Annotated in this window: 11 protein-coding genes and 1 tRNA gene; 4 read left to right on the top strand and 8 right to left on the bottom strand. The window is 40.9% G+C overall.

Translation table 11 applies throughout. The annotated features are described in order from the left end of the window. The first annotated feature begins 1 nt into the window (after window position 1). The 3 genes from KW844_RS10210 to KW844_RS10200 are packed head-to-tail and all read left to right on the top strand — an operon-like array spanning window position 2 to window position 7,657. On the top strand, window positions 2-6,106 hold the full coding sequence (locus tag KW844_RS10210) for a DEAD/DEAH box helicase (RefSeq protein ID WP_218376618.1): 6,105 nt from the start codon (window positions 2-4) through the stop codon (window positions 6,104-6,106). Continuing rightward, complete coding sequence (locus KW844_RS10205) at window positions 6,103-7,194, top strand: PD-(D/E)XK nuclease family protein (protein ID WP_218376617.1); 1,092 nt, start codon at window positions 6,103-6,105, stop codon at window positions 7,192-7,194. The genes KW844_RS10210 and KW844_RS10205 overlap by 4 nt, the downstream gene beginning before the upstream one ends. 40 nt (window positions 7,195-7,234) lie before the next feature. Continuing rightward, window positions 7,235-7,657, top strand: coding sequence for a very short patch repair endonuclease (locus tag KW844_RS10200; RefSeq protein WP_218376616.1), 423 nt, complete (start codon window positions 7,235-7,237; stop codon window positions 7,655-7,657). Here the strand turns inward: KW844_RS10200 and KW844_RS10195 are convergent. The 5 genes from KW844_RS10195 to KW844_RS10175 form a co-directional block, all read right to left on the bottom strand. Then, entirely contained in the window at window positions 7,654-8,688 is a 1,035-nt protein-coding gene (locus tag KW844_RS10195) for a DNA cytosine methyltransferase (protein WP_218376615.1), read from the bottom strand. The two genes, KW844_RS10200 and KW844_RS10195, sit on opposite strands and share 4 nt — an antisense overlap. A gap of 271 nt (window positions 8,689-8,959) precedes the next feature. Further along, window positions 8,960-9,643: a hypothetical protein gene (locus KW844_RS10190; RefSeq protein ID WP_218376614.1), complete on the bottom strand. Its 684-nt coding sequence runs from the start codon at window positions 9,641-9,643 to the stop codon at window positions 8,960-8,962. After that, a complete protein-coding gene (locus KW844_RS10185; protein WP_218376613.1) occupies window positions 9,564-10,463 on the bottom strand; it encodes a hypothetical protein in 900 nt (299 codons plus the stop codon). Before KW844_RS10185 ends, KW844_RS10190 begins: the two co-directional genes overlap by 80 nt. Beyond that, complete coding sequence (locus KW844_RS10180) at window positions 10,463-10,741, bottom strand: helix-turn-helix domain-containing protein (RefSeq protein WP_169191003.1); 279 nt, start codon at window positions 10,739-10,741, stop codon at window positions 10,463-10,465. Before KW844_RS10180 ends, KW844_RS10185 begins: the two co-directional genes overlap by 1 nt. A gap of 160 nt (window positions 10,742-10,901) precedes the next feature. After that, window positions 10,902-12,161 (bottom strand): hypothetical protein, encoded by a 1,260-nt coding sequence (locus tag KW844_RS10175; protein ID WP_218376612.1) that lies wholly within the window; start codon window positions 12,159-12,161, stop codon window positions 10,902-10,904. A gap of 271 nt (window positions 12,162-12,432) precedes the next feature. Between KW844_RS10175 and KW844_RS10170 the strand changes: the two genes are divergently transcribed. Further along, window positions 12,433-13,236, top strand: coding sequence for a hypothetical protein (locus KW844_RS10170; RefSeq protein ID WP_218376611.1), 804 nt, complete (start codon window positions 12,433-12,435; stop codon window positions 13,234-13,236). Window positions 13,237-13,341: 105 nt separating this feature from the next. On the opposite strand, the gene KW844_RS10165 is transcribed toward KW844_RS10170, so the two are convergent. The 3 genes from KW844_RS10165 to KW844_RS10155 all read right to left on the bottom strand — a co-directional run bounded on the left by KW844_RS10165 (window position 13,342) and on the right by KW844_RS10155 (window position 17,438). Then, a complete protein-coding gene (locus tag KW844_RS10165) occupies window positions 13,342-14,604 on the bottom strand; it encodes a site-specific integrase (RefSeq protein ID WP_218376610.1) in 1,263 nt (420 codons plus the stop codon). A 252-nt stretch (window positions 14,605-14,856) separates the two neighbouring features. Continuing rightward, window positions 14,857-14,929, bottom strand: a tRNA-Lys gene (locus KW844_RS10160). Window positions 14,930-15,002: 73 nt separating this feature from the next. Next, a complete protein-coding gene (locus tag KW844_RS10155) occupies window positions 15,003-17,438 on the bottom strand; it encodes a glutaminase domain-containing protein (RefSeq protein WP_255578334.1) in 2,436 nt (811 codons plus the stop codon). Window positions 17,439-17,532: the final 94 nt, after the last annotated feature.

Below are 17,532 nucleotides of genomic sequence, written 5' to 3'. Positions count from 1 at the left end.
TATGAGAGACCCAATATTTGCTTTTGACACAATAAAGGAGAATTACATTAGATACATTGAAACCGCATTTGGTACCAAATTTGAAAATGTCGAAAAGGAAAGGCGAAAAACATTAAATACTGATCGAATTCTTTATCGTGAGCCATGGATAGAGCCACTTCCCGACTATAAATCAAGCAATAAAACAATAGACCAATTAACAACAGATGATGTAAAGAACATTAGTCCCGAAGAACTTGAAATATTTAAAGGGCTGGTGAAAACAGGATTATTTCCGGCTAATATTCCATTACACTTTCACCAAACACAAATGCTAAAAAAGGCAACAGAAGGTAAACATTGTATTATTACATCAGGTACGGGTTCAGGCAAAACAGAATCATTCCTACTCCCATTATTTGCTCAACTATCAAAAGAACTTAATAGCTGGGCCCCAACAACAGGTGTAAACAAAACCCAATGGTGGTCAGATACAACACTAAAGGATAGTCAAATAGTTGACACCTCAAAAGACTTTATTTTAACCGAACACTGCCAACAGCGTTCTAACGATAACCGCCCTGCAGCAGTCCGCGCTCTTGTTTTATATCCAATGAATGCTCTTGTTGAGGACCAATTAACGAGGCTACGAAAAGCTTTAGACTCAGACTCTACACGAGAATGGTATAATAAGAACGCGGGAAACAACAGCATTTACTTTGGCAGATACAATGGCAACACCCCTGTAGCTGGTGAACTATTCAACTACGACAACAGCGGATTAAAAAAAATAAACAGCTATAAAGTAAAACAGCTTAAATCTGATCTCATTACAATAAACCAAGAAGCAATTAATGTAGCCAGCTACATCGCGCACAATGATAATCTACCCGATAAAGAGGAAAACCTAATTTCATTCTTTCCCAGGCTAGATGGATCAGAGATGCGTTGTAGATTTGATATGCAAATAGCACCTCCAGATATTATGATTACCAACTATTCTATGTTGAGTATTATGCTAATGAGGGATGTTGACAACAGCATCTTTGAGGAAACAAGGAAATGGCTCAACTGCGAAGATCAATTCTCTAAGCATTTAACTGATAATGAAATTGAAATTGAAAAAAACAAACGGGTTTTCCATCTAATTATTGATGAATTACATTTATATAGAGGAACACAGGGCACTGAAGTGGCCTATCTTATTCGCCTAATCCTAAATCGTCTTGGACTAAGCCCAGATCATAAACAACTTCGGATCCTCGCATCATCAGCTTCCCTAGAATCAACCGACCCTAAAAGTATCGATTTCATTGAAGACTTCTTTGGAGTCAAGAATGCAGCAGATAAATTCGAAATTATTACGGGAGAAAGCAGCATTATAAATCAGGTAAACAACCATGAAAACCTTCTACCGGTCGAACCATTTATCAAACTTAGCGAAAGCTATTATGCAGTAAAACAAGACATTTCCAGTACGTTATTCATACAGCAATGCTCCTCAACAGCCCAAGAACTTGCTTCCTATTTTAATATAGATCTATCAGCTATCGCTAATGAAAACCCGCTACTTGAAATACTATTACATAAAAAAATACAGCTTAGGGAGCGATTATATGATGCATGTTCATTAGACAATAATAGGCGTGCAGTATGTTCTATTAGAGCAGAAGGAGACACAGAGGATAAGAATATTTTTTCTGAAAAACTATTCGGAACAAATAATGACAAGGATGAACTACGAAAAGCTCTCAGTGGACTATTAATAGCGCGTTCACTTTTTGATGAAGAGGAATATAGAAATATAGAACGAGAAAAAAAGGATCGAGTATTACCGCGATTCAGGTTTCATTTCTTTTTTCGCAATATAGAGGGGTTATGGGCTTCTGTAAAGCCAGAAGATAATGATGAAGAATTTAAAGACGGGGAGAGAACAATGGGACGAATATACTCTCAAGCTCAAATTAAATCCGACGCAGGATTTCGTATCCTAGAGCTTTTATATTGCGATAATTGCGGCACAACTCTCTTTGGTGGAAGTAGATTAGGGATAGGAAATGAGAGATTTGAATTACTTCCACTAAGCCCCAACATAGAAGGAATACCAGAGAAAACACCACATAAACTTCTTGAAAAAAGAACTTATCAGGAATATGCTATCTTCTGGCCTATTGGAAATCAGGAGCACATAGCTCACGAAAGACCAGCAGGATATTGGAGACAACCTGTAATCAGTAAGGATTTAGATCAAAATAAGTTTAGTGCATATTGGGAGCCTGCTTGTTTAAATGTTTTTTCGGGCGATATAAAATCACATCACACAAAAGCTGAAAAAGAGCCCAAAAATTGGATTAAGGGATACTATTTCAAAATAGAAAGAGAGGATGTACGTAACCTCGATATTGCTTTTATAAGAAACGCCAATAACGAAATAGAAGATACGCACAAGGCCACACCTAGTGTTTGTCCCGCTTGTGGAATAAACCATCAAAAAAAAGATAACAATTCGCCCAAACATAAAACATCTCCAATAAGAGGATTCAGAACAGGTTTTGCTAAATCGAGTCAAATGTTTGCGAAGGAATTACTCTATCAGCTTCCTGATAAAGTAAATGAAAGGAAACTAGTTGTATTCTCAGATAGCCGGGAAGACGCGGCCCAGGTTGCCAATGGAATTGAAAGAAATCACTTTACCGATTTATTACGTGAGTTATTAATAAGAGAATTAAACAACAAGTTACTATTTAAGCACAAAGTATTGCAAAACTTTGTAACAAACAATCAGATCCAATTAGACATCTTACGGATAGAAGATAAAGAAGCTTTTAATGAGGTAGAATTAATTCACCTTGATTCACAAATAAATAGTTCGAATACAGCATTGGTCCAAAGAAAAAATGCTGCATTGCAAAAAATCAAGGAGATAAACTCCAGGATCATTAACGTATACGACTTAGTAGATGAAACTAACTCCGTTAATCTCGCGCCTTTGATAAAACAACTTGCAGATTTGGGCATTAATCCGGGAGGGAATGACATTAATCTGCAAAAAGCCTTATTAAATGGCAACACAATTAACTGGTATGAAGTAATCAATTTTAAAAATGGCGAATGGGTAGCAGGAGTAGCCCAAAGTTTTATCGATAAAATACAGGGTGGTACATTTTCCAAACTTGCAGATATTTTCTTTGCCACCTTACTTTATTCTTTCGAAGGAAGCGGACTGGGATATATAACCATCAATCCTGACTTGCCAGAAATTTCTACCTATGCCGGAAAGGCTGGAATATCCCAAACACTCTTTCTTGAAATAGTCAACTCTACTATACGGATATTAGGGGAAAAATATGTTCACAATCAAGCTAAAGAAAGCGCTTTTAAAATAGAGATAACATCTTATAAGGATTTGCCACCCCAATGCAGAAAATATTTAGAGGCAGTAGCTGCCGAAATAGGCACTCCTACACTACAACTCGGCCAGAATGTATTTGACTTGTTAACAGAATCTAGATTTTTATTAGCAAACACGGGTATTCAGATACAAAAACTTTACTTAAAAACTTCCTTACCGACAGATCCTGTTTGGACAAGCCCTCAAGGGAAAAGAACACATCTACATAAATCAGGTGGTATTTGTACCTATTCAAGAGCAAAACTAAATACTGCTCCGGATACTATTTGCCAAGAGATTTGGAAGAAAAATTATTTGTCCTATTCCGCGGCAATAGAGCAGAGAAAACCAATTAGATTGCATTGCGAAGAATTAACTGGACAGACAGATAATCAATTTGAACGTCAAAGACATTTTAGGAACATTATTCTAGATGGCTATGAAAAAGTGAAGCAAATAGATCTATTAAGCGTTACAACAACTCTTGAAGTAGGCGTTGATATTGGGTCTCTTCAGGCCGTAATGCTTGCGAATATGCCTCCCCAGAGATTTAATTACCAGCAAAGAGTAGGGCGAGCAGGAAGGCGCGGACAAGCCTATTCCGTAATTCTTACCTTTTGCAGAGGTCGTAGCCATGATGAGTTTTATTTTTCTAACCCTCATAAAATCACAGGCGATAATCCACCCACGCCTTTCTTGACAATGACACAAGAACGCATTTTCAAGCGGTTACTGGCAAAAGAGGTCCTAAGACAAGCGTATAGAACCATTTCCGTTAATGAAAATTTCGACGAAGAAAAATCCAGTATCCATGGCATATTTGGGAAAATACATAATTGGGCAGGAAAATATAAGCCGGGAATAATTGCTTGGATTAGAAACAATCCAAATCATATAGAAAATATTATAAATTCATTGTTACCACAACAACTTAAAAGTATGAAAACTACTTTCATTAATCACATATCTGACATTGAAAGTGGTTTTGTTTCAAGGTTACAATCCGTAGTAGACAATACCGAAATACCCACTGATGACATTTCTCAAAAACTGGCCGAAGGGGGAATACTTCCGATGTTTGGTATGCCAACCGATGTAAAATATTTATATCATGGAACAAAGAATAATAGTGTACTTGGTATAGATCGGCCTCAGTCGATGGCAATCTATGAGTTTGCACCAGCAGCACAAAAAACGAAGGATAAAGCAATTTATCAAACAATTGGTTTTACAAGTGAAATTATAAAATCAACAGACATACAAGGAAAGGATACATTAAAAAACAAATCATCTGAGCAGACTGGCGATTCTCCATTTTACTTGAATCGTTGGATGCTAAGATGCAAAAAATGTGGGTACAGTAAATCATTTAATGATACTAATATGCCAGAAGACGTTCAATGTACTATTTGCTCAAACTCTGATCCTTTGACTTTTTCAAAATTCAAAATCAAATCGCCCAAAGCGTATAGGACTAATTTCCTATTAGGTATGGATAGTAGGGATGAAGCCGATTTAGTAACAAACAGACCTCCAATATATGCAGATCATTCCACGAAAGACGACCGTAATGTCCAATCCGACACTATAAAGAACACTAATATAATTATCTCAGACAAAGATGTTACCTGGCGGGTAAATACTAATGCTGACAAGTTCTATCAAGGCCAGTATTATAACGTCCGCAATTATAATCCTGAAACTAGGAAAACCTTCACTTTTAGCAACCAATGGATTCTAAATGGATTAGATAACCCCGTTTATAAACAAGATAGTTATCAATTTACACTTTCAAATCCTACCCCTGAAGATCCATTAGCGCTCGCTATAAATAAGCAAACCGAAATTCTTAAAATATTTCCACGGTCTTATCCAGATGAATTGAGTCTTGATATGTTCAGATTATATCCTAATCCTAACTTTATTGACCGACAAAGCCTCGGCGTAAGGGCTGGATTTTACTCAGCAGCTTTCCTACTACAAAGGGTTTTAGCTGATCAATTGGACATTGACCCTACAGAAATAGAAATTGCTGATATCACCAAACGACAATTAGAAACTAGAAATGGAATTATAAAGAACGCCGCAGAAATTATATTAACAGATGAATTGCCAAATGGATCTGGTTTTGTCAGACATTTATATAACAACTTTGAAAATATCCTAAATGAATGCTTGAACCCACAAAAAGAAAATTCCTATGTTGACAAAATACATTCACATAGAAATAAATGTAAAGATGCTTGCTACGACTGCTTGAAGGTTTATAGGAACATGAATTGGCATAGCTTATTAGATTGGCGTTTGGGGTTAGGAATTCTTAGAATTTTAAGTACCCAAAATTATAAATCAGGTGCGGATGGAAATTTTAGCTCGTTTATTGAAATAGCAGATTGGATACCGTTTGCTGTTTCACTTAGAGATCAGTTTGTTGATAGCTTCTTTATATCAGAAGACTATCCAGATAGAAATGATTTTATTATTAATCTTAACGGGTTACCTGGTATAAAATGGGGGTCACCTAAAGCTGGAAGGCCTAAAATTATTTTAATCACACATCCATTTTGGAATTTGAGTAGTTATGCCGAAGACGCAGAATACACAAAAGCTATCGCAGAAGCCCATCGCTACATCATTGAAAAAGGTTATTCAGTCGAAGATAATTTTGAATGCTTGGATACATTCAATCTACATAGAAGAGTTGGATGGTGTTATGAAAAAATTGTAAGAAAATGATTCGAATACTAACTCCTTTTATTTACAAGAAAGTAAATCGGATATCACCTAGCCAGCTCTACGGTGTTTTAAAGTGCCCTTTCAAAATGGTTTTGGCAGAAGCATATCATCATAAGCCCTTAGTTGCACTGTCTCCTAATGCCTATTTTGGATCTGTATTACACACGATAATTGAATTGATTACAAATAGAACAATAGTTGACTTGCCTACTTTTGAGCACTATTGGAAGGAGTTAATTATGAAAAAAGATAATGAACTAATCAATGAGGGGTTAGATGAATTAGTTCCTATAAAGGCACATATTAAAAACGTAGGGCTCAAAAAAATACAGCTTCAATGGCTCATCAATAACAAGTCCACGTACTCCAGACCAAGTGCTGGTTATAGCAATCGATACCGATCTGAAATGTCTTTATTTGATAATACAGGCAGAATATTTGGGAAAGCGGATTTAGTATATGAAGGCATAGATTATATAGAGATTTATGACTTTAAAACAGGTAATATATTAAAACAAATATTTAATGAGGGTAGTGATATCACTTACCTAATAAAGGAAGAATATGAATACCAGCTAAAGCTTTATGCTTATTTATATTTTCAAATGAAAGGAAGGTCTCCTGATAAGTTATCGTTAATTTCATTAGACAAAAAGAAAATAGAGATACCCTTTGACATTGGAGAATGCGAATCACTCTACCACAAAGCCATCAACATATTAGAGGAATTAAACTCCCATTCCCAAAATGGCAATTTCAAAAAATTAGCGCATTGTGCCGAAGATAATTGCAAATTCTGTGTGTATAGGCCAGCTTGCGTACATTATACTGATTGGATGGAAAATAATAAATTGGTTACTAATGATATTTGTGGGACCTTACTTTCTTTTAAAGTTTTCCCTAATGGCAATACATGTGCGTATATATCTGAAGGATTTAACACAAGGGTTATTTCAGGCTTTAATCAAAAACACGAAGGGTCCTTCAATAGTAGATTAAACAAGAAACTTGTTTTTTTTAACATACAAAAGGATAAAAATTCGACAAACTTGATTGCAACAAATACTACTACAGTATATGAATATTAAAGTAAGAAAAACGTTATTTTAAATTTAACATCAAAGGATTATGGTTGACATATGGTCAAGAGAAAAACGGAGCAAAGTCATGAGCAAAATCCGGTCTAAAAACACGAAGCCAGAAATCCTACTTCGGAAGGCCCTCTTCGCGAAGGGACACAGATATCGTATCCATAATAACTTATTGCCAGGAAAGCCCGACATAGTTTTTCCAAAATTAAAAACTGTCATTTTTGTACATGGTTGTTTTTGGCATTACCATAGAGACTGTCGGGAAGGGCATATTCCCAATACCAACACCCAATTTTGGAGGAATAAACTTTCAAAAAATGTAGATCGCGATTTAAAACATCAACATGCATTAATTAAACTAGGCTGGAAAGTACTCGTTATTTGGGAATGTGAAATTGAGAAAAACATAACTTCTACTTTAGAATACATTGAGCAACAAATTACATGTTGCCCTATTTAAAAGTGTAACGAACTTTTAACCGCGGCAGCGACACTTTTAGCTAAGGGTGGCGGAACAGCATTAGAAACTTGCTTGACTTGCTGAGAAAGATTACCCTCAAGTATAAATGAAGAAGGAAAACCTTGAAGTAGCATAGCTTCATAAATACTCAATCGCCTTTTGCCACTTGGATGAATATGAATTTCTCTATTTCCAAATGCAATAGTTGGTGATGCTTTGTCCCAATCCAACAATTTAAAACTTCTTGACTTGCTATTGAACTTCATCGGAGTCTTAAACTTAACAGATTTAGGCTGCATTGTCCAATGATTAGGATGAAATGGAATATCGCTTGCTGTAATATTTTTCTTAAAATAAACCGGATCTCCCAAATTCCCGATTGCTTCCCTTACTGTTTTTATTCCTTTATTTTTCTCTATTTTGAATTCTGATTGTTCATTACTAGAACGTATAGCTGCAATAACTATTCTCTCTCGGTTTTGCGGAACACCATAGTCGACAGCACATAATTCATTTTCAAAAATCTCAAACTTTAAACGCTTTAGCCCTTTTATTAAAGCTAAATACTTAGCAGAGTGTTTTCTATCTTTCATACCAAGGACATTTTCGAAAACCACGAAATCAATTACAAAATCCTTCTGTAGTTCCCTTATTATTTGAACATACAGCTTCGGTAAATGGTTACGCGGATCTTCAGAATCAGCAGTTGGATTTGAGCGCGAAAAGCCTTGGCAAGGTGGTCCGCCAATAATGGCGACATGTTCACCAGGAGTCAAAAATTTCTTGATATATTGATTTACTCCTTTGGGTCCTAGAACTGTCAGGTCACTAGCGATACTATTACATTTAGGAAAATTCTTTTTGTGAGTTTCAATAGCAGACTGCTCTAAATCGATAGCAGCTACCACTTCAAAACCTTCTTGTATAAAGCCTAGGTCTAATCCACCTGCCCCACAAAATAGAGATATGATTTTTGGCAACTTCACAGAGTTAGCAATTTCAGATTTTCCTTTTATTTCCCTATTGTTCATAACCATTGCTATTTGAATTGAGTAAAGGTCAATTAAACACTTCGTCAATTCTTATAAGAACTAAATATAATAAAACTTGCAAAGTTAAGCAAAAATAAGTGCAATAAGGATATACACATTATATCAAAAAACCATTTCACTTATACATTGAGCCACTAGCGGCTTATCTAGACGTAAATAAAACTACCTCTTGCTGACAACATTTATCATCAACACTAAAAGCCGTTGGAAAGCAGTGACTTCAATGGACTTAACTTTATTGTGTTGTTGCTTAATATCTTTTATCTGTTGTATTGTTATCAAAAGCAATAAGATTAAACATCGCCCGCATCCTACTCCTCAACCTATTCCCATATACCTCCTCCAGTTCCTGGCTGTTAAGATTCGTCGTCACATGGGTAATCATTTTATTGGAGATAAACAGGTCATACCTTGAAAGCAATATCTCCCCCATCACATTGCAGTTATTCCCCCAGTAATTCACCGTCTGCTCCACGCCCAGGTCATCAAAGCAATGCACCCGCGGCACATTAGTATACGGAAAAAAAGCATTGGTACTATACCGGCTGATAATATCGTACCCAATTTTGCTGAACTCAAAACTGATCTGCCGGCAAGACACTATATGCGACCGGTACGATTCCTGCACCAGGGCTCTCATAAGCGTCATGAGGGAGGTTTTGCCGCATCCGATCTTGCCGGTAAGGAGTATCCCTTTGTGCAGGTCGATCCCCTCCGCAGCTGCTACAGCTTCATCCTGCAGAAAATAAGCCAGTAATTTAACAACTACCGGCCGATCCACATCGTCGAGCCAGAACCTGGGACCGTAGATATTCTTTCCATGTTCCCCCAGCTGCTGGAATAGTTGATAGTAATCATAGGGGCTCTGAATAGCTTTTGTTTTCATTGGTGTGGAGCCTTCCTGCCCCGGTTGATGGTCTGCTATGTTTGTCATAATGGTCGGGTTTGGGTGGGTGAATGTTGTGTATCCATTTGTGGGCGGCGGCCTGCCAGTCCGTGATCAGTGCTTTGCCGCCCTGCCGCCAGCCGTTGGCCTGGTAGTGGTGAAAAAATTTGCTGGCTTCTGCTTCCGGGTAGTTGCAGGCGGCAAAGAATTCCTGCACCTCGGAAAGCAAGGGAAGAACCCGCGCGGCGCCGACTGAATTTTCCGCGCCGGGTGCATCCGGATTGTGCGGGAGGTTTTCAGTTTCATTTTTATTTTTTTTAGTTGGGGGCGGGAGCCTGTTTTCTCCCCCACGTTTACTATTGTTTATATGTTTATTAAAGTGGCCCACTTTTGGGCCTGTATGTGGCCCAGTTTTAGGCCACGTGTCAGGCCCATTATTGAGCCTCATGTGTGGCCCAGTTTTGAGCAGGTTATGTGGCTCACTTTTGGGCCTCATGGGGGCAGCCTTTTCATCCTGAAACAGAAACAGCTGTTCAGAGTGAGGATCTGCGATAAAATCGGCCAGGGGAATGATGGACACATAGCTGGTGGCATAAGCCTGTCGGGCCTGTGCGTAGGTGATGTAACGGCAATGGTCCAGGTGCTTCAGGCAACGTACATAAGTGCTCCGGGAGCCGATACAGGAAAGGCTCATGATTTCTTCGCGCAGGATGGGAAAGGGATTCTGGAAACGGTGATAGTTCCAGACCTGAAACAATGCCAGGTAGAGGCTTACATGATTAGCTTGTAAGCGGGTTTCTTTCCGCACCTGTGCGAAGAAAGCATTGAGATGTTTGATGTAGTTGGTATGAGCTGCTGGCGCCGGCATCAGGAACGCTTAACGGTTTTCCGGGTGCCTTCCATCAGCTGGAGAATGTCGTCGTAGTCGTAGAAGATTAAGCCACCGATTTTGGTGAAAGACAGCGTACCGTTGATACGCATGTTTTGAAGGGTACCGGGAGAGATACCCAGCATGTCGCGGACTTCGTAAGTTTTAAGCCATTTCTTGGGCTGGAGGGCCGGGGCGCTGACCAGCTCCCGTAGTTCCCTGAATAACTCTGTTTTGAAGATCGCCAGATCTTCACGGGTGAGGATTTCTGCTGCCATATGGTTTGGGTTTGTTTGTTATGGCAGCAAAAGAAAAATTATTACTCACGCAAGAATAGTTACAGGGGTTTTACAACCCCTTGTAACTATTTGATAATCAAAAGTAACAATTTGATATAATTATTTTCGCAATATTAGAATCGGTGCATGATACCTAAAATCAGAACTGTTGCAGGAAACAATCCGCTATCAGGCAGGCGGCCACGTTTAAGCCTTTATGCGATTGATTGACCAGCTTCATGAGGAGATCGCGTACAGACTTTGACACGGCGGCGTTGTCGTTGTAGAAATTGTTCCGGAGGCTGCTGGGAGAAATACTATCCTGCTTAACAGAGGTGAAGAAGTAAGAAAAGAAGTCCAGGACTTCCGCCCTATTCTTGTTTACATAAATACCGCTATCCAGCAACAACTTCAGAATATGGCCGATTTGCGGGACCGAAAAATTGGTTTGCACTTTAAAGTCCTTCCAGCGGCTTAACTCCTCTGGGAGGTGCGCTCCACCTGATGTGGCGTTGATTTCCTTGTGGTAAACAATTTCTTCTGCCAGCCAAGATTGCATTTTATGTTGAAGCGGAGGACGTTGGGAATTGAATACAAACGCAGGTTTCTGGGTAGCCTGGCTAATTTTCTTCTGGAGAAACATCAGCCGTTCCAGCTTTTCCCGGAAGGAGGGAAAGGTGGTCAGCTCTTCGGTGATCATAATGCACCAATATTCAAAATAGTGGACGTTGTTGAAATTAATAAACAACAATAGCTCGTGCAGCTTTTGCGGAAATACGGCTTGCTCTCCACTGACATCGAGTAACTGAAATAACCGTTTATTCATTTCCGTTAGATAGTGCAGCTGCTGGTAGGTGATCGGGGAACTGGTATGGATGCTCTTTGTTAGTTCCAGAAAGGGCATGAATACAACATTTTGCAACTGCTCGTCTACGCCGGAAGATAGGAAGCCGGCTTTCAGCAGCCCTACATCTTCCCGGAATTTCGCCTGGGCTTTTAACAGATAGGATGGTGGTACTTTGCAGTCAATGTCGAGGTACCGTTCAAATTTTTGTTCAAGGTGTGCAAGTAGTTCAGCCAGATGGAGGTAGAGGATTTTGTAAAGGTTTGACCAGGTGTTCTTCACTGCGGGCTTGGCGTCATCGACAAGACTTTCTGCCGGCAGGCTTTTGGCTACGCTGATCATCAGTGTGACCAGCTGTCGCTGGCTTTGTTGAATGAACCATTCTATCTGCTTCTCCTTTCGAAGGTCGTACAGGTATTTGCTGATGCATTCCAAGATTTTGTTTTTTTCGTTGATGATGTCTTTAACGGCTTGTGTGCAGAACGGTTCATCGGGGTGTTTTCGTTCGGTTGATGCTTGTTGCAGGTCAACGTGAATAAATTTTTCAAAAAAGGATAATGGGTAATACTGCTGCATATTATTGGTTTTAAAATGTGCGCGAGTATGGATTTGGTTGCGTAATGGTCTTTCATAAATCACATGATCGGGGCGTGACACTTTGGGCATCAACAATGGTTGCAATACAACGCAATTGAGCAATATCGACATGTTAATGCTATGTTAAAGACATCTGATTTTTCCTTATATTTTGAGCTCGATAATTATTTAATTCCTCACACATTCATAAAATGAATTTTTAATATATTTCAGAATTTAAACTATTTTTCACCATTAAAAACACTCTAGAATGGCAAATTATACAACTGAGATCAGGTCAACATTTGGAACTAAATATGTAAAAGTATTCCTGAAGGATAAATCCAGATTGGAAGAGATTCGCGTTGTGTTAAGTAATCTTACTTCAGTTAAGAATATAAATGTAACTCAGAATAAAGAACCAGATCTAACAGCCTATCCTAGCAAGGTATATACGGCAGAAGAAACACAACAAGAAATTGAAGCAGCATTGAAGGTCATTTTTGAATCTAAACCAGCCGACCCTGTTGTAATTGAGGAGGGCATATCAAGCATCAGTGAACTTGCATATCGCCAAATTATCGACCTCATATATTATTTTGGGAAAAACATGGAAAAGCTCACTAATCTACGCTCCAAATTTGATGAAGAAGGCTATCGAGAGTATTTTCTGCCCTATCTGAACTCTATGTCCCCCAACCACACTGCAACCGGAGAAACGTTCAATAAAATCGGTAAGACAGATATCTTAGTTCAAAACACAAAGAGTGAAAATGTCTTTATTGCAGAATGTAAACTTTGGGGTGGAGAATCTCAAGTGCACCCTGCAATAGACCAACTACTCCAGCGCTACGTAACCTGGAGAGATGAAAAGTTAGCCTTCATTATTTTCAACAAAACCGTAAAGGGGTTCAGCGAAATTGTAAACAAAGCGATTGAGGCTATAAAGAGCCACCCCTTATGTAAGAGATACTTGGGGCAGACTAAAGATAGCTGTGCTTCTTTCATTTTTGTTCATCCGGAAGACCCCAAGAAGGAAGTGCAACTTGAATTAATCATGTTTGACTGTGCATAGTCCAAGAATTTCACTTAAAATATTCACTACCCAGAAAAGTGAAAGCCCCCATTGAGCAGTTGAATCTCCTCCGTGGGGGTTATTAATATCCAATACGACAACGGACTACGCTACAGCCTTTCCCAGCATGGATTCCGGCAATTTGAGATTAAACCGGTGCTTCAATACCTGCATGTCTTCGCTCACTTTGCTGGCTACTATCTTAGCATAGATCTGCGTGGTGCGTATGGATTTATGCCCCAGCATGGCGCTGACGGTTTCTAGCGGTACACCGTTGGCCAGCGTAACGGTGGTGGCAAATGTATGTCGCGCGGTATGAGTGGTAAGGTTCTTTTGAATACCACAGAGGTCAGCTATTTCCTTGAGATACCCATTAAAACGCTGATTGCTTTTGATGGGCAGCAGTACATTGTTGGCAACACAGTGCGGGTGATCGCGGTACTTCCGCAGGATCTCCTTAGCTAACGGTAACAGGGGAACGTTTTCACGGCACCAGGTCTTTTCCCTGTTTTTCACGATCCAGTCTTCCCCATCGAAGTATTTAGTGATACTGTCAGGTGTCAGCAACTGCGCATCTTTATAAGCGTAGCCGGTGAGTGTCATGAATACGTAGGCGTCTTTGGCTTCCTGCAGGCGGGGGATGGAAAACTCTTTATGATACAGTGTGCTGAGTTCCGCCACGGTGAGTATATCCCGTTCCGGGTTGATATAGGAACATACATAATCCTGCAAGGGGTTACACTGCAACCATTTCCGCTGGACCGCCAGTTTTAACAGCTGCTTGGTGTTCTTCAGGTATTTCATAGCAGTGTTATCCTGGATACCTTCTGTAAGGGTGAGATAATCGAAGAAATCTTCTGCGAAGGAAAACTCAATTCTTTCGAGGGGAATATCTTTCATTTTCAGGACGCCGGCAAGAAAGGCTGTGATCTTATCCTTTGTGGTGAGCCATTTTTTGTAGGTGCTGTTTTCCCGCTTCCCTTTGTCCACCTTTTCTTTGAACTTCCCATTATGAAAATCTACGACCTGCAACAGTGTCTGCTTTTCCTGATGAACACCCAGGTAAGCGTTTTTAATCATAGCGGGGGTAACAGTTGATCCCTGCTTCTTCAACAGGTTGTAGTGCCGGAGCAGCTCACCTCTGACGTGTTGCAGCTGGTTGTTTATCTCAATGGCCTCCGCTGACTTTCCCATAAAGATGCCGGCTTCTTTGTTGAATTTCGTGGGATCAACTTTATAGCCCAGTGAAAAACCATCTCTGGGAAAACCCGTAACAGTAATACGGACGCAGATAGTAGCCTTTCCGTTGGAATTATTGTTATCGTACCGGAGATGAAAGAGGATTGATAAATCTTGACTTACTTTCATAGTCAAACAAGTTTTAGGTTACCGATTTTTGGTTTTGTTTGGTGTGTTTTGTTTCGGTTTGCAAGTCCTAAAACCCTTTACTGATAAGCATCTACCAGAAAAAAGGATACACTAACTTAGATTTTTTTTGTGTATCCTTTTTTGTATCCTTTCAGATTCGTTTGATATGATTTATCTTTTCATACCAAAAACAGAAAAGCCGCATAAATCCTACGATTTAAGCGGCTTTAATAACCTTTGATATTCTTGTAGTGATCCCGCTGGGACTCGAACCCAGGGCCCATACATTAAAAGTGTATTGCTCTACCAACTGAGCTACGGAATCAATCACCCCCGATCATTTCGGGAGTGCAAAGATAGAAATTATTCCATTCCTACCAAATTTATTTCATTCATTTTTAATGATTTATCGAAAGCGGATTATATGTATATATAACGGAGCCACTACCAGAGCCCGTTCCGCCGTTATAACGCACATCCAGCATCTTCATAAAATAACCGCCCACCACACTACGCGCCTGAAAACCAACCTGCTTGCCGTCAGTAGTTTCATGCCAGTCTGATAACGGAACACGTGTAGCCGTTTCCGTTACATACTTGTAAATAGGGTCCACTAACTCCCTGAATTCATCCGGAGTAGAGGCTAACGTGGCCGTCCATACGATCCAGTCGGATTTCGTATAGGTTTTGCGACTATCCAGCGGTAACCCAAACGCCTGCTGCTGCTTCAGATACCAGCTTACCTCCTGCTCGTACAGCGATGCAGGAAACAGCTTAAAGCCCAGCACCCGGTCCCATACCAGGTTATACTTCTGGCTCCAGGAACCCGGTTTGTCAAATGCCAGCCGGTAATGATCCGCGTCCGCAGCCAGTTTCATCCAGTTAGTGGCCATCGCCTGCGCACTGTCGGTATAGCGCTTTGCTACATCTTTGTGGCCTAACATATCCGCCAGCATAGCATAGCTACGAATACCGGCAATCGCTTTTAAAGACAGATTGGTATTATGCGCCAGATGCCCCGCAAAGTCATCGGTGCAAAGCTGGTTCTCCGGATCAAAACCCGCCTTCAGCAAGTACTCCGCCCAGGTGGTCAGCGTTTTCCAATGCGCTTTTGCATAGCTGGCGTTGCCGTCTGCCTTTGCAACGGCACCGGTCAGAATCAACATATTGCCGGATTCTTCCACCGGCATATCCTCTCCATACACCTGGCCACTGGCAATCGGATACGTTCCAAGATCATGCGCAGCAAAGGGTTTCGGAAAACGACCACTTTCAGAATACTCAAAAATTCCCGTCATCATCCCTTTCAGCAAGTCAGGATTATACAGCAAAAACATAGGTGCAGAAGGATACGTGATATCCACGGTATTGATACATCCATTGCTGAAATTCTCTTTCGACAAAAACAGCAACTCCCCTTTCGGACCACGTACTAACGTATGCGCCGCTATCGCCTGACGATACGCCAGCTCACACAACCGTGCATACTCTTTTCCACCGGCAGCCGCAGCTTCCTTTTGCAGCGCTTCATCAAACTGCATACAGCGACCCAATACCTTCCCATAATCCCGCATCGCGTTTTTCAACTCCCGATCCATCGTAGCACTGGCATCATTTTTCCACCAGGCCTTCAACCGTTTTCCAAAATATTCAACGGCATACAGGTCGTCATACCCGAGTAAAAACACCCTGGAAGGCATAGCTGCTATCCCTCTCCCTACTTTTCCCATAGCCGCCTCCGTTACCAACATCTTGGTCTTGTCCGCACGGTCAGCTATCCACTGCTTTACGCCAGGGCCTTTACTGGTAGCCACATACATGTACCCCCAGTCGATGCGGATATCATCCCCTTTCTTTTTCAGCACCGGCTGCTCTTTCGTACCGGCTTTCAAAACAGTCAGCTCACCACTGGTATATTGACTAGCCTCCACCGGCTGCCCGGCGTTATTTACACAAACAGCGGTACTAACGCCCACCTGTACACGAACATCGTGGGCTTGGTCATCGGCCGATAATGCGTGGCATGCCAGGTACGTTACCGGGCGGGAAAGCAACATCAGGTCGTCCATTAATAAGGGAGAGATAAACGCCATCTCCATCTGCACCGGCCCGCACCTGAACTGATACACGGTTTGCGTAGCATGTACTTCTACCGACTCCTGTATTGCCATACGCGCAGCTCCTGCTGCCGGCTGCACTTTTTTCGACAGGCCGGCCGATAAATAAGCGCCACCAGCAGTATTTTTTACATGGATAGCCAGCAAATTATTTTTTTGTTGGAGGAGATGTGGGTCCAGCGCTATCGGAAAGTACTCGTCGCGGCCATTCCAGCCTTTTCGGGCAAACACCTCTTTCCCGTTCAGATGCACCGTTACATTATCATCGTGGTGCAGCTTCAGGTACAGCGTGTCCGACGCCACCTGCCCCAGGTCAAATGACCTTCTCACAAAAAGATCATTACTCCTCCACCCTGTTTCCCCGGCTGCCGGGTTATCACTGAAAGGCATTGCGCCCTTCTTCCATTGCTGGTCATTATATCCGGGAGATGTCCATTCGCCCGATGGCACGTCTGTTAGGTATTTCACCGCACCAGCGGCCGGCAATAAGTCCTCATACGTATCAGGCATACTGCCCAACACGGTATAAGGCACCCCATCCACGGTCACCACACCGGTAATAGGCTGTGCCGTGCCGGTCCAATGGCGGGTGCTGCTTTGCATAATCGTATCCGTAGACGACCAGATACTGAAGTAAGGATGGTGGGTTACCAAAGGATATGATGGCGCCTTCTGTTGTGCAACAACAGCACCGGCCCCCATCAGCAGGGTACTCATAATAAAGCGGATATGCCTCATAACGTAACTGGAATGGGTTTGTTAAAGATTTTAGAAAACTATTCAAAAATTATCATGATTAATAACCATTCAT

The organism is Chitinophaga sp. sic0106 (assembly GCF_019219075.1).
Lineage (GTDB): Bacteria > Bacteroidota > Bacteroidia > Chitinophagales > Chitinophagaceae > Chitinophaga.
The sequence above is the reverse complement of the archived record's forward strand: the minus strand, read 5'-3'. Positions and strand labels throughout refer to the sequence as shown.

Coding starts and splice junctions, on each gene's coding strand:
- KW844_RS10205 (WP_218376617.1), top strand. CDS start 6,103: ATGATTCGAATACTAACTCCTTTTATTTACAAGAAAGTAAATCGGATA.
- KW844_RS10175 (WP_218376612.1), bottom strand. CDS start 12,161: ATGCAGCAGTATTACCCATTATCCTTTTTTGAAAAATTTATTCACGTT.
- KW844_RS10155 (WP_255578334.1), bottom strand. CDS start 17,438: ATGAGTACCCTGCTGATGGGGGCCGGTGCTGTTGTTGCACAACAGAAG.
- KW844_RS10165 (WP_218376610.1), bottom strand. CDS start 14,604: ATGAAAGTAAGTCAAGATTTATCAATCCTCTTTCATCTCCGGTACGAT.
- KW844_RS10170 (WP_218376611.1), top strand. CDS start 12,433: ATGGCAAATTATACAACTGAGATCAGGTCAACATTTGGAACTAAATAT.
- KW844_RS10195 (WP_218376615.1), bottom strand. CDS start 8,688: ATGAACAATAGGGAAATAAAAGGAAAATCTGAAATTGCTAACTCTGTG.
- KW844_RS10180 (WP_169191003.1), bottom strand. CDS start 10,741: ATGGCAGCAGAAATCCTCACCCGTGAAGATCTGGCGATCTTCAAAACA.
- KW844_RS10210 (WP_218376618.1), top strand. CDS start 2: ATGAGAGACCCAATATTTGCTTTTGACACAATAAAGGAGAATTACATT.
- KW844_RS10185 (WP_218376613.1), bottom strand. CDS start 10,463: ATGCCGGCGCCAGCAGCTCATACCAACTACATCAAACATCTCAATGCT.
- KW844_RS10200 (WP_218376616.1), top strand. CDS start 7,235: ATGGTTGACATATGGTCAAGAGAAAAACGGAGCAAAGTCATGAGCAAA.
- KW844_RS10190 (WP_218376614.1), bottom strand. CDS start 9,643: ATGACAAACATAGCAGACCATCAACCGGGGCAGGAAGGCTCCACACCA.